The following is a 19,517-nucleotide window of genomic DNA, read 5'->3' as shown; positions in this document are numbered from 1 at the left end:
CTGATTTCTCTGGAGCTGATATGCCTATTCAAGTTTTGATGCCTGCGCTGTCGCCCACGATGGAGAAGGGCAACCTCGCCAAATGGCTGAAGAAGGAAGGCGAGGCGATCAAGTCGGGTGACGTGATCGCCGAGATCGAGACCGACAAGGCGACGATGGAGGTCGAGGCGACCGACGAGGGCACGCTCGGCAAGATCCTGATCCCCGAGGGCACCGCCGACGTTGCTGTCAACACGCCGATTGCGACCATCCTCGCCGATGGCGAGACCGCGGCCGATCTCGGCAAGGCCTCGGCGCCCGCCGCCGAGATGAAGGCCGCGCAATCGGCGCCGCCGGCGGACGCTGGCGTCTCCGTGCAGGCCTCGCCCGCGCCGACTGGCGTGGCCGCGCCGCAGAGCGTCGCCGAGCCCGATCCGGAAGTGCCCGCCGGCACCGAGATGGTGACGCAGACCATCCGCGAGGCGCTGCGCGACGCGATGGCCGAGGAGATGCGTCGCGACGGCGACGTCTTCATCATGGGCGAGGAGGTCGCCGAATATCAGGGCGCCTACAAGGTCACCCAGGGCCTGTTGCAGGAGTTCGGCGCGCGTCGCGTGATGGACACCCCGATCACCGAGCACGGCTTTGCCGGCATCGGCGTCGGCGCAGCGATGGCCGGCCTGAAGCCGATCGTCGAGTTCATGACCTTCAACTTCGCCATGCAGGCGATCGACCAGATCATCAACTCCGCGGCCAAGACCTTGTACATGTCCGGCGGCCAGATGGGCTGCTCGATCGTGTTCCGCGGCCCCAATGGCGCCGCCGCCCGCGTCGCCGCGCAGCACAGCCAGGACTACTCGTCCTGGTACTCGCACATCCCTGGCCTCAAGGTCGTCGCGCCGTATTCGGCCGCCGATGCCAAGGGCCTGTTGAAGGCTGCGATCCGTGATCCCAACCCGGTGATCTTCCTCGAGAACGAGGTGCTGTACGGTCACTCCGGCGAGGTGCCCAAGCTCGACGACTACATCATCCCGATCGGCAAGGCGCGCATCGCGCGTTCGGGCAAGGACGTCACGATCATCTCCTGGTCGAACGGCATGACCTACGCGCTCAAGGCCGCCGATGAGCTCGCCAAGGAGGGCATCGAGGCCGAGGTGATCGACCTGCGCACGCTGCGTCCGATGGACACCGAGACCATCATCGCCTCGGTCAAGAAGACCGGGCGTGCGGTCACGGTGGAAGAGGGCTGGGCGCAGAGCGGCGTCGGTGCCGAGATCGCCGCGCGCATCATGGAGCATGCCTTCGACTATCTCGATGCGCCGGTGACGCGCGTCTCGGGCAAGGACGTGCCGATGCCGTATGCCGCGAACCTCGAGAAGCTTGCGCTGCCGTCGGCGGCGGAGGTCGTGCAGGCCGCCAAGTCCGTCTGCTACCGGTAAGCTGCAATGGGCATGCTCGAGAAAATCACAGGTGGTCTTCCGACTAAGCCATCGGAGGCAGTCGCCGAACTTATTGGCCGGATAGAAGAGAATGTTCTCACTCCGGGCGAGCACGTCTGTGATGCTGCCGAATATCGGGCGATCGCAAAGTTTGTTCGTAGGTTTTGCGAACGGTTTAAGTTGACCGAGACGTTCGGTAACATCTCTTCCGGCAGCAAAGAGCTCGATGATATCGATGGCGCCTATGCTTGGCTGCAAGCTCACGTAGAAAGGCTGCGGAAGGTTCAAGTTGATCTTGAAGATAGCAAGGCTGAAGCCGATATCGAGGATCTTCTTTCGCAGTACGAGAGTTCCTTACCAGGAGAGTCGTTCGGACTCGCAAAACTAAATGAAGAGGAAAAACGGAAAGCCCACGCTCACCTCCAAAAAATTCGAACGATTATCGACGAAAGTGGAGTTTCCGACCGTAAAAAGAATGCTCTTTTCGAGAGGATTAACGCTCTCGCCCGTGAGGTCGATGCGCACGGCACGCGAACTGATAGATTCTTTGCGTTCGCTGGTGATGTTGGTTTCGTTCTTGGAGATGTTACCAAGAAAGCGAAGCCATTGTTGCATGAGGTGAAAGAGGTCTTGCGAATCGTCTCGAGATCACGAGCGAGGCAGGAAGGGGTCAGCTTGCCGCCCGGTGATGAGGTTCTTCAGCTGGCGCCCCCCGAATCTGAGTTTGAGTAGGATCGATCATGTTGCTTGTTAGCTATCGGTGAAAGAACGTGATGATCCAATCGACTGATCTCCTCTGTTTTAGGTAGAGCCATGGCCGGACCCAAGGAGCAGCCGCTGCCGCCCGACGTCATCGGCCGCGAGGACGCCACCGAAGTGTTGCGCGCCTTCGTGCTCGATGGCGGGCTCTCGATCGCATTCCAGCGCGCCTTCGAGGAGCCCGACGTGTGGGGGCTGCTCCTGGTCGACGTCGCCCGACATGCTGCGCGCGCCTATGCGCGCGAGAGCGACTATTCCGAAGACGAGGCGCTGCAGCGCATCGTCGAGATGTTCGAAGCCGAGCTGGCTCGGCCGACTGACACGGGCACCACCAGCCCCAGGTCGAAACAAGGTCACTGATCATGCCGATCAACATTCTGATGCCCGCGCTGTCGCCGACGATGGAGAAGGGCAACCTCGCTCGTTGGCTCAAGAAGGAAGGCGACCAGGTCAAGTCCGGCGAGGTCATCGCCGAGATCGAGACCGACAAGGCCACGATGGAAGTCGAGGCGGTCGATGAGGGCACGCTCGCCAAGATCCTGGTGCCGGAAGGCACGCAGGACGTGCCGGTCAACGACGTGATCGCGGTGCTCGCCGGCGAGGGCGAGGACGTCAAGGCGGCCGGCAGCGCGCCGGCGGCGGCGGCTCCCAAGCCCGAGGCGAAGCCGACGGTGTCCGCGGCGGCGCCCGCCGCCACACCTGCACCTTCCGCCGCGCCCGCGCCGAAGCCGGCCGCGGCTCCTGCGCCGGCCGCTCCCGCGGCTGCGCCGCAGGTCAACGGTCACGCGCGCATCTTCTCGTCGCCATTGGCACGTCGTCTCGCCAAGGATGCCGGCATTGATCTCGGCCGCATCACCGGCACCGGCCCGCACGGCCGCGTCGTCGCGCGCGACGTTGAGGACGCAAAGTCCGGCAAGGGCCTGAAGGCTGCGCCGTCGGCGGCACCTGCCGCGGCAGGCGCGCCGGCGCTGGCGCCGTCGATGTCGGACAAGCAGATCCTGGCGCTGTTCGAGCCGGGCTCCTACGAGGTCATCCCGCATGACGGCATGCGCCGCACCATCGCGCAGCGCCTGACCGCGTCGGTGCAGAACGTCCCGCACTTCTATCTCACGATCGACTGCGACATCGGCAAGTTGCTCGCCGCCCGCGAGGAGATCAATGCGGCAGCTCCAAAGGACAAGGAGAAGAAGCCGCTCTACAAGCTCTCGGTGAACGACTTCGTCATCAAGGCGATGGCGGTCGCGCTGCAGAAGATTCCGAACTGCAACGTGAGCTGGACCGAAGGCGGCATGGTCAAGCACAAGCATTCGGACGTCGGCGTCGCGGTGGCGATGCCGGGCGGACTGATCACGCCGATCATCCGTAAGGCCGAGACCAAGACGCTGTCGGCGATCTCGGGCGAGATGAAGGACTTCGCCGCGCGCGCCCGCTCGCGCAAGCTGAAGCCGGAGGAATATCAGGGCGGCACCACGGCCGTGTCCAACCTTGGCATGTACGGCATCAACCACTTCACCGCCGTGATCAATCCGCCGCATGCGACCATCCTCGCGGTTGGCACCTCGGAAGAACGCCCCGTGGTGCGCAACGGCAAGATCGAGATCGCCAGCATGATGAGCGTGACCCTGTCGTGCGATCACCGCGCCATCGACGGCGCGCTCGGCGCCGAGCTGATCGGCGCGTTCAAGCAGCTGATCGAGAATCCCGTGATGATGATGGTGTGACGTTGCGTTCCGGAGCGGGATGGCAGACGGGGCCAGCGCATGCGCATCAGAACGCGGTGGCCCTGGATCACGGCACTGGTGAGCGCCGCGTTGTTTGCCAACCCGCTCGGGATCGACGTCATCCATTCTGCTTTCTACTCCGGCGAGGCGCTGTCGCGCGGCATCTGGGCGCCGATCGTGCTTGCCGGATTTGCGATCTGCGCCGTGCTGGTGCTGCTGGAGGCAATAGTTCGAGCCTTGATCTGGCGACGTTCCGTCGGCAGCACCACGACCATCTGATTTCCAACTGCTTCAGTTGAATGGGAGCCGTAATGGCCGACACATCCTTCGACGTCATCATCATCGGCTCCGGCCCGGGCGGCTACGTCACCGCGATCCGTGCCGCGCAGCTCGGCTTCAAGACCGCGATCATCGAGAAATCCTACCTCGGCGGCATCTGCCTGAACTGGGGCTGCATCCCGACCAAGGCGCTGCTGCGCTCGGCTGAGATCTATCACTACATGCAGCACGCCAAGGAATACGGCCTGTCGGCGGAAAAGATCTCCTACGATCCGAAGGCGGTGGTGCAGCGCTCGCGCGGCGTGTCGAAGCGGCTGAACGACGGCGTCGGCTTCCTGATGAAGAAGAACAAGGTCCAGGTGATCTGGGGCCGTGCCGCGATCGATGCGCCCGGCAAGGTCACCGTGACCAAGTCCGATGTCGAGGCGCCGAAGGGTGCGCTCGGCGAGGGGACCTATCAGGCCAAGCACATCATCGTCGCGACCGGCGCGCGGCCGCGCGTGCTGCCGGGCCTCGAGCCGGACAAGAAGCTGGTCTGGACCTATTTCGAGGCGATGGTGCCCGACAGGATGCCGAAGTCGCTGCTGGTGGTCGGCTCCGGCGCGATCGGCATCGAGTTCGCGTCGTTCTTCCGCACCATGGGCTCCGAGGTCACCGTGGTCGAGGTGCTGCCGCAGATCCTCCCCGTCGAGGACGCCGAGATCGCCGGCATCGCGCGCAAGCAGCTGGAGAAGCAGGGTCTCAAGATCATGACCGGCGCCAAGGTCACCAAGCTCGACAAGAAGAGCGACAGCGTGGTGGCGACGATCGACGACGGCAAGGGCAAGACCGAGACGGTCGAGTTCGACCGTGTCATCTCGGCGGTCGGCGTGGTCGGCAACATCGAGAATCTCGGTCTGGAGAAGCTCGGGGTGAAGACCGACCGCGGCTGCATCGTCATCGACGGCTACGGCAAGACCAACGTGCCCGGCCTCTACGCGATCGGCGACGTCGCGGGGCCCCCGATGCTCGCGCACAAGGCCGAGCATGAAGGCGTGGTCTGTATCGAGGCGATCAAGGGGCTGCATCCGCACCCGATGGACAAGAACCTGATTCCGGGCTGCACCTATTGCCATCCACAGATCGCCTCCGTCGGTCTCACCGAGGCCAAGGCGAAAGAGCAGGGGCGTGACATCCGCGTCGGCCGCTTCCCCTTCGTCGGCAACGGCAAGGCGATCGCGCTCGGCGAGGACCAGGGCCTGGTCAAGGTGATCTTCGACAAGAAGACCGGACAGCTGATCGGCGCCCACATGGTCGGCGCCGAGGTGACCGAGCTGATCCAGGGCTATGTCGTGGCGATGAATCTCGAGACGACCGAGGAAGAGCTGATGCACACGGTGTTCCCGCATCCGACCCTGTCGGAGATGATGAAGGAAGCCGTGCTCGACGCCTACGGCCGCGTGCTGAATATGTAATCCGCTCACCGGCCGTCATGCGCGGGCTTGACCCGTGCATCCATCCCCTTCGACAATCCTTGCGAAGGGGATGGATTGCCGGGGCAAGCCCGGCAATGACGGAGATGACCAGACGGGCACAACAAGAGGCTCCGCCGTGAAATCCAGCGACAATCTCACCACCGAGCGCCCGACCTTCGTCACCCATCTCGAATGCGCGATGGAAGGCGATCATTATCCGGCGGACCAGGTCCACAACCTCTCCAAGGCCGGCAAGCCGCTGCTGGTGCGCTACGATCTCGCAGGGGTGAAACAGGCGCTGACCAAGGACGCGCTGGCGCAGCGTCCGGCCGACATGTGGCGCTATCGCGAACTGCTGCCGGTGCGCAAATGCGCCGACATCGTGAGCCTCGGCGAGGTGATGACGCCGCTGATCAATCTGCCCAAGCTGTCGAAGAAGCTCGGCGGCGGCGAGATCATCGTCAAGGACGAGGGCCGGCTGCCGACCGGCTCGTTCAAGGCGCGCGGCCTGGTGATGGCGGTGTCGATGGGCAAGGCGCTCGGCATCAGGCACATGGCGATGCCGACCAACGGCAATGCCGGTGCTGCGCTCGCGGCCTATGCAACGTCCTGCGGCATCAAGACCACTATCTTCTGTCCGGCAGACACCCCCGAGGTGAATGTCAGCGAGATCGAGCTGCAAGGCGCGACCGTGTATCGCGTCAACGGCCTGATCGATGATTGCGGCAAGATCGTCGGCGAGGGCAAGGCCAAGGTCGGTTGGTTCGACACCTCGACCTTGAAGGAGCCCTATCGCATCGAGGGCAAGAAGACGATGGGCCTCGAACTCGCCGAGCAGCTCGGCTGGGACGTGCCCGACGTGATCTTCTATCCGACCGGCGGCGGCACCGGCCTGATCGGCATGTGGAAGGCGTTCGACGAGCTGGAGAAAATCGGGTTCATCGGCGCCAAGCGCCCGCGCATGGTGGCAGTGCAGGCCTCCGGCTGCGCCCCGATGGTGCGCGCCTTCGAGCAGGGCGTCGAGCACGCCACGCGCTGGGAGGACGCCCACACCATCGCGTCCGGCATCCGCGTGCCCCAGGCCGTCGGTGATTTCCTCATCCTGCGCGCCGTGCGCGAGAGCAAAGGTTTCGCCATCGCGGTCGATGACGAGAAGATTTCATCTGCGCTCACCGAGGTCGCGCGCGAGGAGGGGCTGCTGTTGTGCCCGGAGGGCGCGGCGACCTATGCCGCCTACAAGCAGAGCCTGGCCGACGGACGCGTGACGAAAAACGATCGCGTCATGCTGTTCAATTGCGCGACAGGACTTAAATATCCGCTGCCGCCGGTCACCCGCACGCTCGATCGTCACCAGCCGATCGACTTCGGGCAGTTCTAACTAACAACCAGCACCGCGGCCTCGGGCACATGCTCCGGCGCAGACGCATCAGCGTCTGTGACCGGCGCGTGCGACACAAGGGAGGACGTGATGCGACGAGCTCTTTGCGCCGTGCTGTTTGTATGTCTCGTGCTGACGTTGCCGGCGCGGGCCGACAATTATCCCTCGCGCGCGATCACCGTGATCGTGCCGTTCGCCGCCGGCGGCCCGTCGGATGCGATGATGCGCATCCTCGCCGAGCACATGAGACAGACACTCGGGCAGCCCATTCTGATCGAGAACGTGACCGGGGCGGGCGGTTCGATCGGCGTGGGACGCGCGGTGCGCTCGAAGCCCGACGGCTACACCGTGAGCTTCGGCCATCTCGGCACCCATGTCGCGAACGGTGCCGTCTACCGGCTCGGCTATGACCTCGAGGCCGATCTCGAGCCGGTGGTGCTGCTGCCGAGCAATCCGATGATCATCGTCAGCAGGAACAACATCCCGGCCAAGTCGCTGCCGGAGTTTCTCGCCTGGGTGAAATCGCAGCCGAACCCCGTATCGGCGGGCACCGCCGGCAATGGCTCCGGCAGCCACATCGCAGGGCTCTATTTCGAGCAGGTCACCGGCCTCAAGCTGCAATATGTGCCGTATCGCGGCACGGGGCCGGCGATGAATGATCTGGTCGCTGGCCAGATCGACCTGATCGTCGACCAGACCTCCAACGCCATCAACCAGGTTCGTGCCGGGACGATCCGCGCCTACGCCGTCACCGACGCCAAGCGGCTCGAGTCCGCGCCGGAGATTCCGACCACCGACGAGGCCGGCCTGCCGGGTTTCCACATGACCCTGTGGTCGGGCCTCTGGCTGCCGAAGGGCGTCAGCAAGGAGATCGTCGATACGCTCAGTGCGGCGGCGGTGGCCGCGCTGGACGAGCCGGATGTGAAAAACCAGTTGAAAAACCTGGGGTTGCAGATGCCGGCGGCCGATCAGCGCGGCCCCGCCGCGCTTGGAACTTTGCAGCGGGCCGAGATCCGCAAATGGTGGCCGATGATCCGCGCCGCAGGGGTGGTGCCGGAGTAGGCGCCCTCAGTTCCTGCCAACCAAGGATGGTTGCGCATCGGCCACGAATGTTGCGATGTCGCCACAGTTTGCGAAGTTTTGGTAACAATCTCCGGCGCTCCGCAAACGCGCCGCTTTTTAGCCACACCTGGTCGTGAAATACTTTGATCAGAACATAACCAGTGCGTGTGAGGCTGCCGAAAATCCACTTGCCGGATTTTGAGCGTTCTCCGCAGCACCGGGAGGCCAAAACAGCGATGGACGCGAAGACCGACATCAAGCGCAGGCTGCCCAGCCGTCATGTGACGGAAGGGCCCGAGCGTGCGCCGCATCGGTCCTACCTCTACGCCATGGGCCTCACCACGGCGCAGATCCATCAGCCCTTCGTCGGCGTCGCCTCGTGCTGGAACGAGGCTGCGCCCTGCAACATCGCGCTGATGCGGCAGGCCCAGGCGGTGAAAAAGGGCGTCGCCCACGCCGGCGGCACGCCGCGCGAGTTCTGCACCATCACCGTGACCGACGGCATCGCAATGGGCCATGACGGCATGCGCTCGTCGCTGCCGTCGCGCGAGGCGATCGCCGATTCGGTCGAGCTCACGATTCGCGGCCATTCCTACGATGCGCTCGTCGGCCTCGCCGGCTGCGACAAATCGCTGCCGGGCATGATGATGGCGATGGTCCGGCTCAACGTGCCCTCGATCTTCATCTATGGCGGCTCGATCCTGCCCGGCAATTTCCGCGGCCAGCAGGTCACGGTGCAGGACATGTTCGAGGCTGTCGGCAAGCATTCGGTGGGTGCGATGTCGGACGACGACCTCGACGAGCTCGAGCGCGTCGCCTGTCCGTCGGCCGGCGCCTGCGGCGCCCAGTTCACGGCCAACACGATGGCGACGGTGTCCGAGGCGATCGGGCTGGCGCTGCCTTATTCGGCCGGCGCCCCCGCGCCTTACGAGATCCGTGATTCCTTCTGCATGACCGCCGGCGAGAAGGTCATGGAGCTGATCGCCGCCAACATCCGGCCGCGCGACATCGTCACGCGAAAATCCCTGGAAAATGCCGCTGCGGTTGTGGCGGCGTCCGGCGGGTCGACCAATGCTGCGCTGCATCTACCTGCGATTGCACACGAGGCCGGCATCAAGTTCGACTTATTCGACGTCGCCGAAATCTTCAAAAAGACACCTTATATCGCGGATTTGAAGCCGGGTGGCCGCTATGTCGCCAAAGACATGTTCGAGGCTGGTGCCATTCCGCTCTTGATGAAGACGTTGCTCGACCATGGCTATTTGAACGGCGACTGCCTCACAGTCACCGGCCGGACGATCGCCGAAAACCTCAAAGGCGTGAAGTGGAATCCGCACCAGGACGTGGTGAGGCCGGCCGACCAGCCGATCACTGCAACCGGAGGTGTGGTCGGTCTGAAAGGCAATCTCGCGCCGGAGGGCGCGATCGTGAAAGTCGCGGGCATGTCGAACTTGAAATTCTCTGGGCCGGCCCGCTGCTTTGATCGGGAAGAGGACGCCTTTGACGCCGTCCAGAAGCGCACCTATCGCGAAGGCGACGTGATCGTCATTCGCTACGAGGGGCCGCGCGGCGGTCCGGGCATGCGGGAAATGCTGCAGACCACGGCGGCGCTGACCGGGCAGGGCATGGGCGGCAAGATCGCGCTGATCACCGACGGCCGGTTCTCGGGCGCGACCCGGGGCTTCTGCATCGGTCATATCGGACCGGAGGCGGCGGTCGGCGGACCGATCGCGCTGGTCGCGGATGGCGACATCATCGAGATCGACGCCGAGGCGGGCATCCTTAACGTGAAGTTGAGCGATGCCGAGCTGGCGACACGCAAGACCAAGTGGACGCCGCGTGAGACGCATCACACGTCAGGTGCACTTTGGAAATATGCCCAGCAGGTGGGGCCGGCCGTGGCGGGCGCCGTGACCCATCCAGGTGGTGCGCAAGAGAAGTATTGCTATGCGGACATCTGATCGGATCCTTTTCGCATTGATGCTGGGGGTTGCCCCGCTCGCGTTGCCGACGCCATCATTCGCGTTCGATGGCGCTCCGGTCAACCAGGAGCCGGCGATCCCCGTGGCTGGACAGCAGGCTGGCGCCGGCGCGCTGCGCAAGGCGCTGCCCGCGACGACGTCCTCGACCTCGCCCACGCAGTCCCTGACGGCGCTGCAATACGCGGCGGAGGAAGGTCACCCGATTGCGCAGTTCAAGCTCGGCCGCATGTATGCGGCGGGCGATGGCGTTGCGCGCGACGACATGCGCGCCTTCGACTATTTCAGCCGCATCGCCAACGCGCATGCGGAGGACAGTCCGTCGGCGCCTCAGGCGCAGATCGTCGCAAATGCCTTTGTCGCGCTCGGCCGCTATTACCTGAGCGGCATTCCGAACACGAAGGTCAAGGCCGATCCGGATCGCGCGCGGGAGATGTTCTCCTATGCGGCGTCCTATTTCGGCAATGCCGACGCCCAGTACGATCTGGCGCGGATGTACCTGAAGACCGCAGACGCCTCGCGCGACGACTTCCGTTATGGCGCGCGCTGGCTCGGCCTCGCCGCACAGAAGGGCCAGCACCAGGCCCAGGCGCTGCTTGGTCAGATGCTGTTCAACGGCGACCGGTTGCCGCGCCAGCCGGCGCGCGGACTGATGTGGCTCACTCTGGCGCGCGACAGCGCCGGTCCGGACGAAGCCTGGATCAAGGAGAGCTACAACCGCGCCTTCGCCAAGGCCTCGGACGATGACCGCGCCTCGGCGCTGCAGATGCTCGAGAGCTGGGTGCAGGGCAAGCGCGAGTAGCAGGAGCGGAATGCATCGCGTTCCCTCCGTTCGACAGAGGGACTGCGATGATCATCCGCGATGCGACGGCTGACGATGCCGAGGCGGCCTGCGCCGTGCTGCGCGCCTCCATATCCGAATTGTGCCTGGCGGATCACCGCGGCAACCCTGATATCCTGGCGCGCTGGCTCGCCAACAAGACACCGCAGAACGTCGCGGCCTGGGCGGACGGGCGAGGGCGATCGTTGCTCGTCGCGGTCGAGGATGATGTGATTCTCGCCGTCGGCGGGCTCGCCCACCCCGGCGAGATCACGCTCAACTACGTGTCGCCGCGCGGACGCTTTCGCGGCATCAGCTCGGCTCTGCTGGCGGAGCTGGAGCGGCGGGCGGCCGCACTGGGCGCGCGTGACGTGGCCCTGCTGAGCACCGAGACCGCGCACCGATTCTATCTCGCCCGCGGCTACGCGGATGTCGGCGTGCCCGCCGGCAAGTTCGGCACCGCGGCCTCCTATCCGATGAGCAAGACCCTCGCCACTGCGCCGTGAGTCGCGAGCCATGGTGAGACATCGAGGCCATGGCCGCGGATGCCTAACGAATAGGCGTCGGCGCGCCGATGTTTTGATCAGCGTCAGGTTCCATAACCAAAATCGGCGATCTTTGGTACACGAACGACCGCGATGACGCCAAAACGCGCTTGGCACGATTCGTGAGTGCAAGTCCCCTGCAACAGCAGAGGCGGCACGTTTGCGCAGCGTTCGGATCGGCCTGATCATTCCTCGGCGCGGCTCGGCAGGGTTGTGGGCACCCTCCGCGGAAGCCTGTGGGCGGCTGGCCGTGACCGAGCTGAACCAGGCCGCGGGCATCCGCCGCCGACAGGTCGAGCTGATCGTCATCGACGCCGGCGCGACCGGCGCCAGCGCGGGCCGGGCTGCGGTGGAGGCGGTCGACGAGCTCGCCGTCGATGGCCTGGTCGGCATGCTGCCGAGCTACGCGCGCGATCCCGTCGCGCAAGCCGCGCGCGGCCGCGTGCCGTTCGTCTACACGCCCCAGTTCGAGGGCCTGCCGGCGAACAGCGATGTGATGACCACGGGCGAGACCGCCGGCGAATTACTGGGGCCGGCGGTGCAGTGGCTCTCCGAGATCAAGCGCGCCCGGCGCTTCTTCCTGTGCGGCAACGACTACATCTGGCCGCGCTCGTCGCTCGGCATCGCCAGGCGCTTGATCGCGCGCTTCGGCGGGACCGTGACCGGCGAATGCTACGTGCCGGTCGGCGTCCACGATTTCGACGAGATGCTCGACCGCATCAAGACCACGCGCAGCGACGTGGTGCTGCCGGTCTTTCTCGGCTTCGACTGCATCGCCTTCAGCCGCGCCTTCTGCGCCGCCGGTCTCAGCCGTCACGTGCTGCGATTCTCGTCCGCCTTCGACGAGACCATCGTCTACGGGCTCGACAGCGGCGAGACCGAGAATGTCTATGTCGCCTCCAGCTATTTCGCCTCGCTGCGGTCGCGCAACAACGGCGCGTTTCTCGAGCGCTACTACACGGCCTTCGGCGACAATCCGCCGCCGCCGAACGGCTATGGCGAGTCCTGCTACGAAGGCATTCACGCGCTCGCCGCGCTGATCGAGCGCGCCGAGAGCTTCGACGCCCGCGATCTCAGGCGCGTCTTCGGGCGCACGCTGCAGCGGCGCACGGCGCGCGGCAACGAGGCGCAGCCGGTGGTTGGCGGGCGCCATCCGATCCATCTCGCCGAGCTGGATGGCTACGACTTCGCGGTCGTCGCCTCGCGCTGAGGCGCAGGGCGCGCTCCAAAAAACACTTGCCTTTTCAAATATTGTAATTTTAAACTTCTCGCGGATCATGAACCAGCATCATCAACCCATGGGGACCTTTATGACTCTCTCCCGACGTCGTTTCCTGCAACGCTCGGCCATCGCGACCTCGACATTGATCGCGGCACCCGCCGTGCTGCGCTCGGGTGCGCTCGCGGCCGAGAACCCGATCACGGTCGGCAGCCTGCACGACCAGTCCGGTCCCATCGGCACCTCCGGCACGCCGATGGTCTACGCGCTGCAGCTGGCCGTTGAGGAGATCAACGCCGCGGGCGGCCTGCTCGGGCGTCCCTTGAAGGTGATCCACTACGACACTCAGTCCAACATCCAGATGTACTCGCAATACGCCCAGCAGCTGGCGGTCAAGGACAAGGTCGACGTCGTTCACGGCGGCATCACCTCGGCCTCGCGCGAGGCGATCCGTCCGACCTTCGACCGCTTCAAGGTGCTGTACTTCTACAACACGCTGTATGAAGGCGGCGTCTGCGACCGCAACACCTTCTGCACCGGCACGACGCCGGCGCAGACGGTGGAGAAGCTTGTGCCGAGCGCGATGAAGAAGTCCGGCAAGAAGGCCTACATCATCGCGGCCGACTACAATTACGGTCAGATCACCGCGAAGTGGATGACCAAATACTGCAAGGACAATGGCGGCGAGATCCTGGCGACCGACTTCTTCCCGCTCGACGTCACCAATTTCGGCTCGACCATCTCGAAGATCCAGGCGGCCAAGCCCGACCTCATCCTGTCGGCGCTGGTCGGCGGCAACCACACCGCGTTCTACCGGCAGTGGACCGCGGCCGGCATGAAGGGGAAGATCCCGATCGCCTCGACCACTTTCGGCCTCGTCAACGAGCCCTCGACATTGGATGCGGCGGAGAGCGATGGGGTCATCGGGGCCTACGGCTATTTCGAGGAGCTGACCACGCCGGCCTCCAAGAGCTTCGTCGAGAAGATCAAGAAGGCGCATCCGGATTCGCCTTACATCAGCGAGCTCGCCTCGTGCACCTATGAGGGCGTCATGCTCTGGGCTGAAGGCGTCAAGAAGGCCGGCAGCATCGACCGCATGAAGGTGATCGAGGCGCTCGAAAGCGGCCTCGTGTTCGACGGCCCGAGCGGCAAGGTCTCGCTGGACAAGCAGACCCATCACACCGTCCGCAACGCGTTCCTGGCCGAGGTGAAGGACCGCAAATGGTCGGTGCTCGAGACCTACACCGACGCCAAGCCCGCGGACACCGCGAGCGTCTGTGACCTCGTCAAGAACCCGAACGACGTCAAGCAGTACATCATCAATCTCTGACGCGTGCCGGGTCCCGCCATCCGGCGGGACCCGGTTTCCTTGGACTGCCCTGAAAGACCCCGCATGGCGATCTACGTCATCCTCGCGCTCGACGTCCTCAATGGAATCTCATCGCTGTTCCTGCTCTGCCTGGGACTGGCGATCATCTTCGGCATGATGAAGATCATCAACCTCGCCCATGGCGAGTTCATCATGCTCGGCGCCTACGCCACCGTGATCTCGGCCAATGCCGGGGTGAACATCTGGATCGCGATGCTGATCATCGCGCCCCTGTTCGTCGGCATCGTCGGCCTCGTGATCGAGCGCTGCCTGATCCGGTTTCTCTACGGCCGCCTGGTCGATTCCATGCTCGCGACCTGGGGCCTCAGCCTCCTGATCATCGGCATCATCACCACGATCTACGGCAACACCCAGCAGGGCGTGCCGACGCCGCTCGGCGGCTTCTCGATCGGCTCGTACCAGTCGAGCTACTACACGCTGTTCCTTGCACTGATGGCGGCCGTCATGATGGCCATCATCTACGGCGTGATGCGCTACACCCGGTTCGGCCTGGTCGCCCGCGCCACGATGCAGAACCCGGCGATGGCGGCGACGCTCGGCGTCAACCCGGCCCGCGTCTACATGAGCACGTTCGCGCTCGGGGCCGCCGTGACGGGTCTCGCCGGCGGCCTGCTGGCGCCGGTGTCCGGCATCACGCCGGTGATGGGCGGCGCCTATGTCGCCAAGGCCTTCATGACGGTGGTTGGCGGCGGCGCGGCGATCCTGTCGGGCACGCTCTCGGCGGCGAGCCTGTTCGGCTCGGTCAACCAGATCGGTGCCTATTTCACCACGCCCGTCTATGGCGAGGTGATCGTCTTCACCACCGCGATCGTGCTCATCCGTCTGCTGCCGCAGGGCATCTCCGGGCGCTTCTTCAAGGGGAACCTGTGATGGACAAGCGCCTTCGCCTCGCTCTCCAGGCCGCGGGGACCGTCGTCGCCATTGGCGTGATCGCGATCATGCCGAGCGTGATCGAGTTGTTCGGCCTGATGCAACTGACGTTGTTCGCCGCGATGTCGGTTCTGGCGCTGAGCCTCGCCTTCATCTGGGGCTATGGCGGCATCCTGTCGTTCGGCCAAACCGCCTTCTTCGGCCTCGGCGGCTATGCCTACGCGATCGCTGCCGTCAACTTCCAGGACTCGACGCCGGCGATCCTGCTGGCGATCGCCGTGCCTGCGCTGTTCGCGGCGATCCTCGGCTACTTCATCTTCTTCGGCCGCATCTCCGACGTCTATCTCGGCGTCATCACGCTCACCGTCACCTTGATCCTGTTCAACTCGGTCAATTCGACCTCGGGCGACGCCTACAAGATCGGCAAGGCGCTGCTCGGCGGCTTCAACGGCATGCCGGCGGTGCCGACCTTCAACATGCCGTTCGATCCGTCGACCGTGCTGTCGCCCGAGCAGTCGTGGTGGACCACCGCCTACGTGCTGCTCGGCGTGTTCCTGCTGCTGCGGCTGCTGCTGGCGCTGCCGGCCGGGCGCATCATCGTCGCGGTGCGCGAGAACGAGGTGCGGGCGTCGCTGCTCGGCTACGATCCGCGGCTGGTGAAGTGCCTGACCTTCATCCTCGGCGGCGCCATCGCCGGTCTTGCCGGCGCGCTCTACGTCAACTGGGGCGCCTTCGTCAGCCCGACCATCTTCAGCCTGTCGCTGTCCGCCGAGATCATCATCTGGATCACGGTCGGCGGGCTCGGCACCTTGCTCGGGCCGATCATCGGCTGCGTCGTGATCGAGTACATCGTCGCCTATATCGGCTCGCAGCAGCTCCTGAACTCCAACCTCGTTCTCGGCGGCGTACTCGTGGTGTTCGTGCTGCTCCTGCCGAAGGGCATCTTCCCGACCGCGCGTGATCTGGTGATGCGGCTGATCCCGGACAAGAAGCCGAAGACCAATGGTCCGCCGGTCCCGTCAGCGGCGGCGCCGCATCCTGCAGGAGCCGAGTGACATGGCCGACCTCGTTCCTCTGCTCAAGGCCGAGCACCTGACGATGCGCTTCGGCGGCGTGGTCGCCAATGACGACATCACGTTCACCCTGCAGGAGATGGAGCTGCGCTGCCTGATCGGCCCAAACGGCGCCGGCAAGAGCACGTTCTTCAAGACGCTGACCGGACAACTGGTGCCGACGTCGGGCAGCATCGCGTTCCGCGGCATGCCGATCGCGGGAAAGCTGTCGCACGAGATCGCGCGCATGGGCATCGGCATCAAGACCCAGGTCCCGAACGTGTTCAACGGCCTCTCGGTGCGTGAGAACATCTGGATGGCGGTACGGCGCAAGGCAACGCCGCGGCAGCAGGGGCCGGCGGTCAATGCCGTGCTGGAGATGATCCGGCTGACCGACTACGCCGACAGTATCGTCGCGACCTTGTCGCACGGCCAGCGCCAATGGGTCGAGATCGGCATGGTGCTCGCCGCCGAGCCGGAGCTGATCCTGCTCGACGAGCCCGCCGCCGGCATGACCGACGAGGAGACCTTCCACACCGCCGCGATCATCCGCGAGATCAACCAGACCCGGGCCATCGTCGTCGTCGAGCACGACATGGAGTTCATCAAGCAGATTGCCAAGCGCGTGACCGTATTCCACCAGGGGCGCGTGCTGGTTGAGGACACCGTCGACAAGGTGCTCGCCGACCAGCGCGTGCGCGACGTCTATCTCGGCAAGAAGGTGGCGGCATGAGCGCGCTTCTCGAGGTCAAGGGGCTCAAGTCCGGCTATGGCCGGATTCCGATCCTGTTCGGCGTCGACCTGACGGTGGCCGACGGCGAATATCTCGGCATCCTCGGCCATAACGGCATGGGCAAGACCACGGCGCTGCGCACCTTGATGGGGCATCTGCCGACCACCGACGGCTCGGTGGTGTTCGCAGGCCGAGCCATCACGCATCTGAAGCCGCACGAGCGCTCTCGGCTCGGCATCGGCCTGGTGCCGCAGGGCCGCGAGATCTTTCCGGACCTGTCGGTCATGGAAAATCTGCGCATGGGGCTCGCTGCGGCGCCGAAGGAGGACCGCAGTGTCATCGATGCCGTGCTGCAGGATTTTCCGCGCCTGGTGCGGCTGCTCGACCGTCGCGGCGGCGCGCTGTCGGGCGGCGAGCAGCAATTGCTGGCACTGGCGCGCTGCCTGTGCACAAAGCCCAAGCTGATCCTGCTGGATGAGCCGACCGAAGGCATCCAGCCGTCGATCATCGAGGAGATCATCGAGACGCTGCTGGCGTTGAAGTCGCGCTGGAAGATGTCTTTGATCGTGGTCGAGCAGAACCTCGAATTCATCACGTCGTTATCGGATCGCATCCTGCACATCCAGAAGGGGCGTATCACCGAGGAACTCGACCGTGAGACTCTCCTGGCCCGGGAAGGTCAGATGATCCCGAGCTAGAGCCCGTACCGGCGCGCGCGCGCCGGCCCATTGAACTGACAATTTGCTGTCTCTGCCCAGCTTGTCCTCACAAGAAAGGATGACTCATGTCCATCAAACGCCCGAATGCCGAGGAAGTTGCCGATCTCGCCGCCAGCCTGCACATGAACATGACGGTCGAGGAGGCCGCCGAATATCTGTCGCTGATGGGCGGCATGTTCGACCAGTACGACATCATCGATGAGCTGCCGAACCCGCTGCCGCCGGTGAAATATCCGCGCACGCCGGGCGCCAAGCCGCCGGCGAAAGAGAACAAGTACAATGCCTGGGCGATCAAGACCGAGGTGAAGGGCGCAGGCTCCGGCAAGCTCGCCGGCCGCACCGTGGTGCTGAAGGACAACGTCGCGCTCGCCGGCGTTCCCATGATGAACGGATCGACCACGCTCGAAGGCTTCATTCCCGCGGCTGATGCCACCATCGTGTCGCGTATCCTCGATGCCGGCGGCACCATCGTCGGCAAGGCCGTGTGCGAGCACTTCTGCCTGTCCGGCGGCAGCCATACCTCCGATCCGGCGCCGGTGCACAATCCCTGGAAGATGGGCTATTCGGCCGGCGGCTCGTCCTCGGGCAGCGCTGCGCTGGTGGCGGCCGGCGAGGTCGACATGTCGATCGGCGGCGACCAGGGCGGCTCGATCCGCATTCCCGCGTCCTATTGCGGCATCTACGGCATGAAGGCGACGCACGGTCTCGTTCCGTACACCGGCGTCATGCCGATCGAGTCGACGATCGACCACACCGGGCCGATGACCAAGTCGGTCGCCGACAACGCGCTGCTGCTCGAAGTGCTGGCCGGCGCCGACGGCCTCGACCCGCGGCAATATGCGCCGAAGGTCTCGGCCTACACCGAGGCGCTCGGCAAGGGCGTCAAGGGCCTCAAGATCGGCGTGCTCAAGGAAGGCTTCAGCGCGCCGAACATGGAAGAGGGCGTGGTCAGCAAGGTCAAGGCCGGCGCGGAGCGCTTCGCCAAGATGGGCGCGTCGGTGTCGGAGGTCTCGATCCCCGAGCACATGCATGCGCTGGCGGCGTGGAATCCGATCACGCTGGAAGGTTTCCTGGTGCAGATGATGCTCGGCAACGGCATGGGCTTCAACTGGAAGGGCCTCTACGACGTCGGCCTGCTCGACGCGCATTCCGGCTGGCGCACGCGCGCTGACGATTTGTCGGTGACGTTGAAGCTGACCATGCTGGTCGGGCAGTGGGGCCTCGAGCACTACCGCGGCCGCTACTACGCCAAGTCGCGCAACATCGCGATCCAGGCGAAGGCGGCCTATGACGCGATGTTCGGCTCCTACGACCTCTTGCTGATGCCGACCCTGCCGTGCGTCGCCACGCCGATCCCGGCCAAGGACGCGCCGCTCGCCGAGGTGGTGCAGCGCGCCTTCGAGATGACGGCGACGACGAGCCCGTTCGACGTCACCGGTCATCCCGCGATGACCGTGCCGTGCGGCCTCTCGGATGGCCTGCCGGTCGGCCTGATGCTGATCGGCAAGGACTACGCCGAGTCCACGATCTACCAGGCGGCGGCGGCGTTCGAGGCCGACGGCGACTGGAAGACCTTCTGATGATCACCATCACCGCGGTCATCAGGGCCAAGGCGGGACAAGAGGCCACGATGCGCGACGCCCTCGTCGCCGTCGCGGCCCATGTCGCGGCCAACGAACTGGAGACGATCGGGTTCTTCATCTCGCAGAGCGAGACCGAGCCCGGTCTGTTCACCACCTATGAGCGCTTCGCCGACAAGGCCGCGATGGACCGCCACAACGGCTCCGCCGCGGTGGCGACCTTCTTCGGCATCGCCAAGCCGATCCTCGACGGCGAGGTCATTCTCGTGACCTCGCAGGAGGTCTCGGCGACGATGCGGTAGGGCGCGGCGAGAGATGACCACACCAACCGTTCTTCGAGATGCCCGCCAAGGGCGGGCTCCTCTCGACGAGGGCTTCGGGTTTGGCCGGATGAAAGTCTTCGGCCAAAGCGAGCCTCATGCAAAATCGTACGGGGCTTGCGGCCACACCGCATGCAAGTCCCGCCCTCTATCTCGATCCTCATGGTGAGAAGCCCGTCCTTTGGCTGGCGTCTCGAACCATGAGGCCCCAAACGACGA

General features: G+C 64.9%; 19 protein-coding genes. All 19 read left to right on the top strand.

Annotated elements, in window-relative coordinates; genetic code table 11:
• Nucleotides 1-20: 20 nt before the first annotated feature.
• The 19 genes from ACQR1F_RS30080 (at nucleotide 21) to ACQR1F_RS29990 (ending at nucleotide 19,280) form a co-directional block, all read left to right on the top strand.
• Nucleotides 21-1,418: a pyruvate dehydrogenase complex E1 component subunit beta gene (locus tag ACQR1F_RS30080; RefSeq protein ID WP_434914400.1), complete on the top strand. Its 1,398-nt coding sequence runs from the start codon at nucleotides 21-23 to the stop codon at nucleotides 1,416-1,418.
• Between the two features lie 6 nt (nucleotides 1,419-1,424).
• Nucleotides 1,425-2,150, top strand: a complete 726-nt coding sequence (locus ACQR1F_RS30075; RefSeq protein WP_434914399.1) for a hypothetical protein — start codon at nucleotides 1,425-1,427, stop codon at nucleotides 2,148-2,150.
• A gap of 81 nt (nucleotides 2,151-2,231) precedes the next feature.
• Nucleotides 2,232-2,537 (top strand): DUF5076 domain-containing protein, encoded by a 306-nt coding sequence (locus tag ACQR1F_RS30070; protein ID WP_015666657.1) that lies wholly within the window; start codon nucleotides 2,232-2,234, stop codon nucleotides 2,535-2,537.
• 2 nt (nucleotides 2,538-2,539) lie between these two features.
• On the top strand, nucleotides 2,540-3,898 hold the full coding sequence (locus ACQR1F_RS30065) for a pyruvate dehydrogenase complex dihydrolipoamide acetyltransferase (RefSeq protein WP_315799784.1): 1,359 nt from the start codon (nucleotides 2,540-2,542) through the stop codon (nucleotides 3,896-3,898).
• A 39-nt stretch (nucleotides 3,899-3,937) separates the two neighbouring features.
• Nucleotides 3,938-4,177, top strand: coding sequence for a hypothetical protein (locus ACQR1F_RS30060; RefSeq protein ID WP_315799785.1), 240 nt, complete (start codon nucleotides 3,938-3,940; stop codon nucleotides 4,175-4,177).
• Between the two features lie 32 nt (nucleotides 4,178-4,209).
• Complete coding sequence (gene lpdA / locus ACQR1F_RS30055; RefSeq protein WP_316236391.1) at nucleotides 4,210-5,631, top strand: dihydrolipoyl dehydrogenase; 1,422 nt, start codon at nucleotides 4,210-4,212, stop codon at nucleotides 5,629-5,631.
• A gap of 136 nt (nucleotides 5,632-5,767) precedes the next feature.
• Nucleotides 5,768-7,009 carry a threonine synthase gene (locus tag ACQR1F_RS30050; protein WP_316178511.1) on the top strand — a complete coding sequence of 414 codons (1,242 nt, stop codon included), beginning with the start codon at nucleotides 5,768-5,770 and terminating at the stop codon, nucleotides 7,007-7,009.
• Nucleotides 7,010-7,099: 90 nt separating this feature from the next.
• Nucleotides 7,100-8,071: a tripartite tricarboxylate transporter substrate binding protein BugD gene (locus ACQR1F_RS30045; RefSeq protein WP_316178512.1), complete on the top strand. Its 972-nt coding sequence runs from the start codon at nucleotides 7,100-7,102 to the stop codon at nucleotides 8,069-8,071.
• A 236-nt stretch (nucleotides 8,072-8,307) separates the two neighbouring features.
• Nucleotides 8,308-10,032 (top strand): dihydroxy-acid dehydratase, encoded by a 1,725-nt coding sequence (ilvD, locus tag ACQR1F_RS30040; RefSeq protein ID WP_434914398.1) that lies wholly within the window; start codon nucleotides 8,308-8,310, stop codon nucleotides 10,030-10,032.
• A gap of 103 nt (nucleotides 10,033-10,135) precedes the next feature.
• Nucleotides 10,136-10,852: a tetratricopeptide repeat protein gene (locus tag ACQR1F_RS30035; protein ID WP_409977886.1), complete on the top strand. Its 717-nt coding sequence runs from the start codon at nucleotides 10,136-10,138 to the stop codon at nucleotides 10,850-10,852.
• Nucleotides 10,853-10,899: 47 nt separating this feature from the next.
• Nucleotides 10,900-11,376, top strand: coding sequence for a GNAT family N-acetyltransferase (locus ACQR1F_RS30030; protein WP_434872874.1), 477 nt, complete (start codon nucleotides 10,900-10,902; stop codon nucleotides 11,374-11,376).
• 199 nt (nucleotides 11,377-11,575) lie between these two features.
• A complete protein-coding gene (locus tag ACQR1F_RS30025; protein WP_316236395.1) occupies nucleotides 11,576-12,625 on the top strand; it encodes a substrate-binding domain-containing protein in 1,050 nt (349 codons plus the stop codon).
• A gap of 100 nt (nucleotides 12,626-12,725) precedes the next feature.
• The gene (locus ACQR1F_RS30020) at nucleotides 12,726-13,964 is read left to right on the top strand and encodes an urea ABC transporter substrate-binding protein (protein WP_316236396.1); all 1,239 of its coding nucleotides are present in this window, start codon (nucleotides 12,726-12,728) and stop codon (nucleotides 13,962-13,964) included.
• A 63-nt stretch (nucleotides 13,965-14,027) separates the two neighbouring features.
• On the top strand, nucleotides 14,028-14,894 hold the full coding sequence (locus ACQR1F_RS30015) for a branched-chain amino acid ABC transporter permease (RefSeq protein WP_315711674.1): 867 nt from the start codon (nucleotides 14,028-14,030) through the stop codon (nucleotides 14,892-14,894).
• Nucleotides 14,894-15,949 (top strand): branched-chain amino acid ABC transporter permease, encoded by a 1,056-nt coding sequence (locus ACQR1F_RS30010; RefSeq protein ID WP_315799793.1) that lies wholly within the window; start codon nucleotides 14,894-14,896, stop codon nucleotides 15,947-15,949. The genes ACQR1F_RS30015 and ACQR1F_RS30010 overlap by 1 nt, the downstream gene beginning before the upstream one ends.
• Before the next feature lies 1 nt (nucleotide 15,950).
• A complete protein-coding gene (locus ACQR1F_RS30005) occupies nucleotides 15,951-16,679 on the top strand; it encodes an ATP-binding cassette domain-containing protein (protein ID WP_315711676.1) in 729 nt (242 codons plus the stop codon).
• Entirely contained in the window at nucleotides 16,676-17,377 is a 702-nt protein-coding gene (locus tag ACQR1F_RS30000) for an ABC transporter ATP-binding protein (protein WP_316178519.1), read from the top strand. The genes ACQR1F_RS30005 and ACQR1F_RS30000 overlap by 4 nt, the downstream gene beginning before the upstream one ends.
• A gap of 86 nt (nucleotides 17,378-17,463) precedes the next feature.
• Nucleotides 17,464-18,978, top strand: a complete 1,515-nt coding sequence (locus tag ACQR1F_RS29995; RefSeq protein ID WP_434914397.1) for an amidase — start codon at nucleotides 17,464-17,466, stop codon at nucleotides 18,976-18,978.
• Nucleotides 18,978-19,280, top strand: a complete 303-nt coding sequence (locus ACQR1F_RS29990) for a putative quinol monooxygenase (protein WP_434882978.1) — start codon at nucleotides 18,978-18,980, stop codon at nucleotides 19,278-19,280. Before ACQR1F_RS29995 ends, ACQR1F_RS29990 begins: the two co-directional genes overlap by 1 nt.
• The last annotated feature ends 237 nt before the right edge of the window (nucleotides 19,281-19,517 follow it).

The organism is Bradyrhizobium sp. HKCCYLS3013, assembly GCF_051167615.1.
Taxonomy (GTDB): Bacteria; Pseudomonadota; Alphaproteobacteria; order Rhizobiales; family Xanthobacteraceae; genus Bradyrhizobium.
Note: the sequence above shows the minus strand (reverse complement) of the source record. Positions and strands in the feature narration are given on the sequence as shown.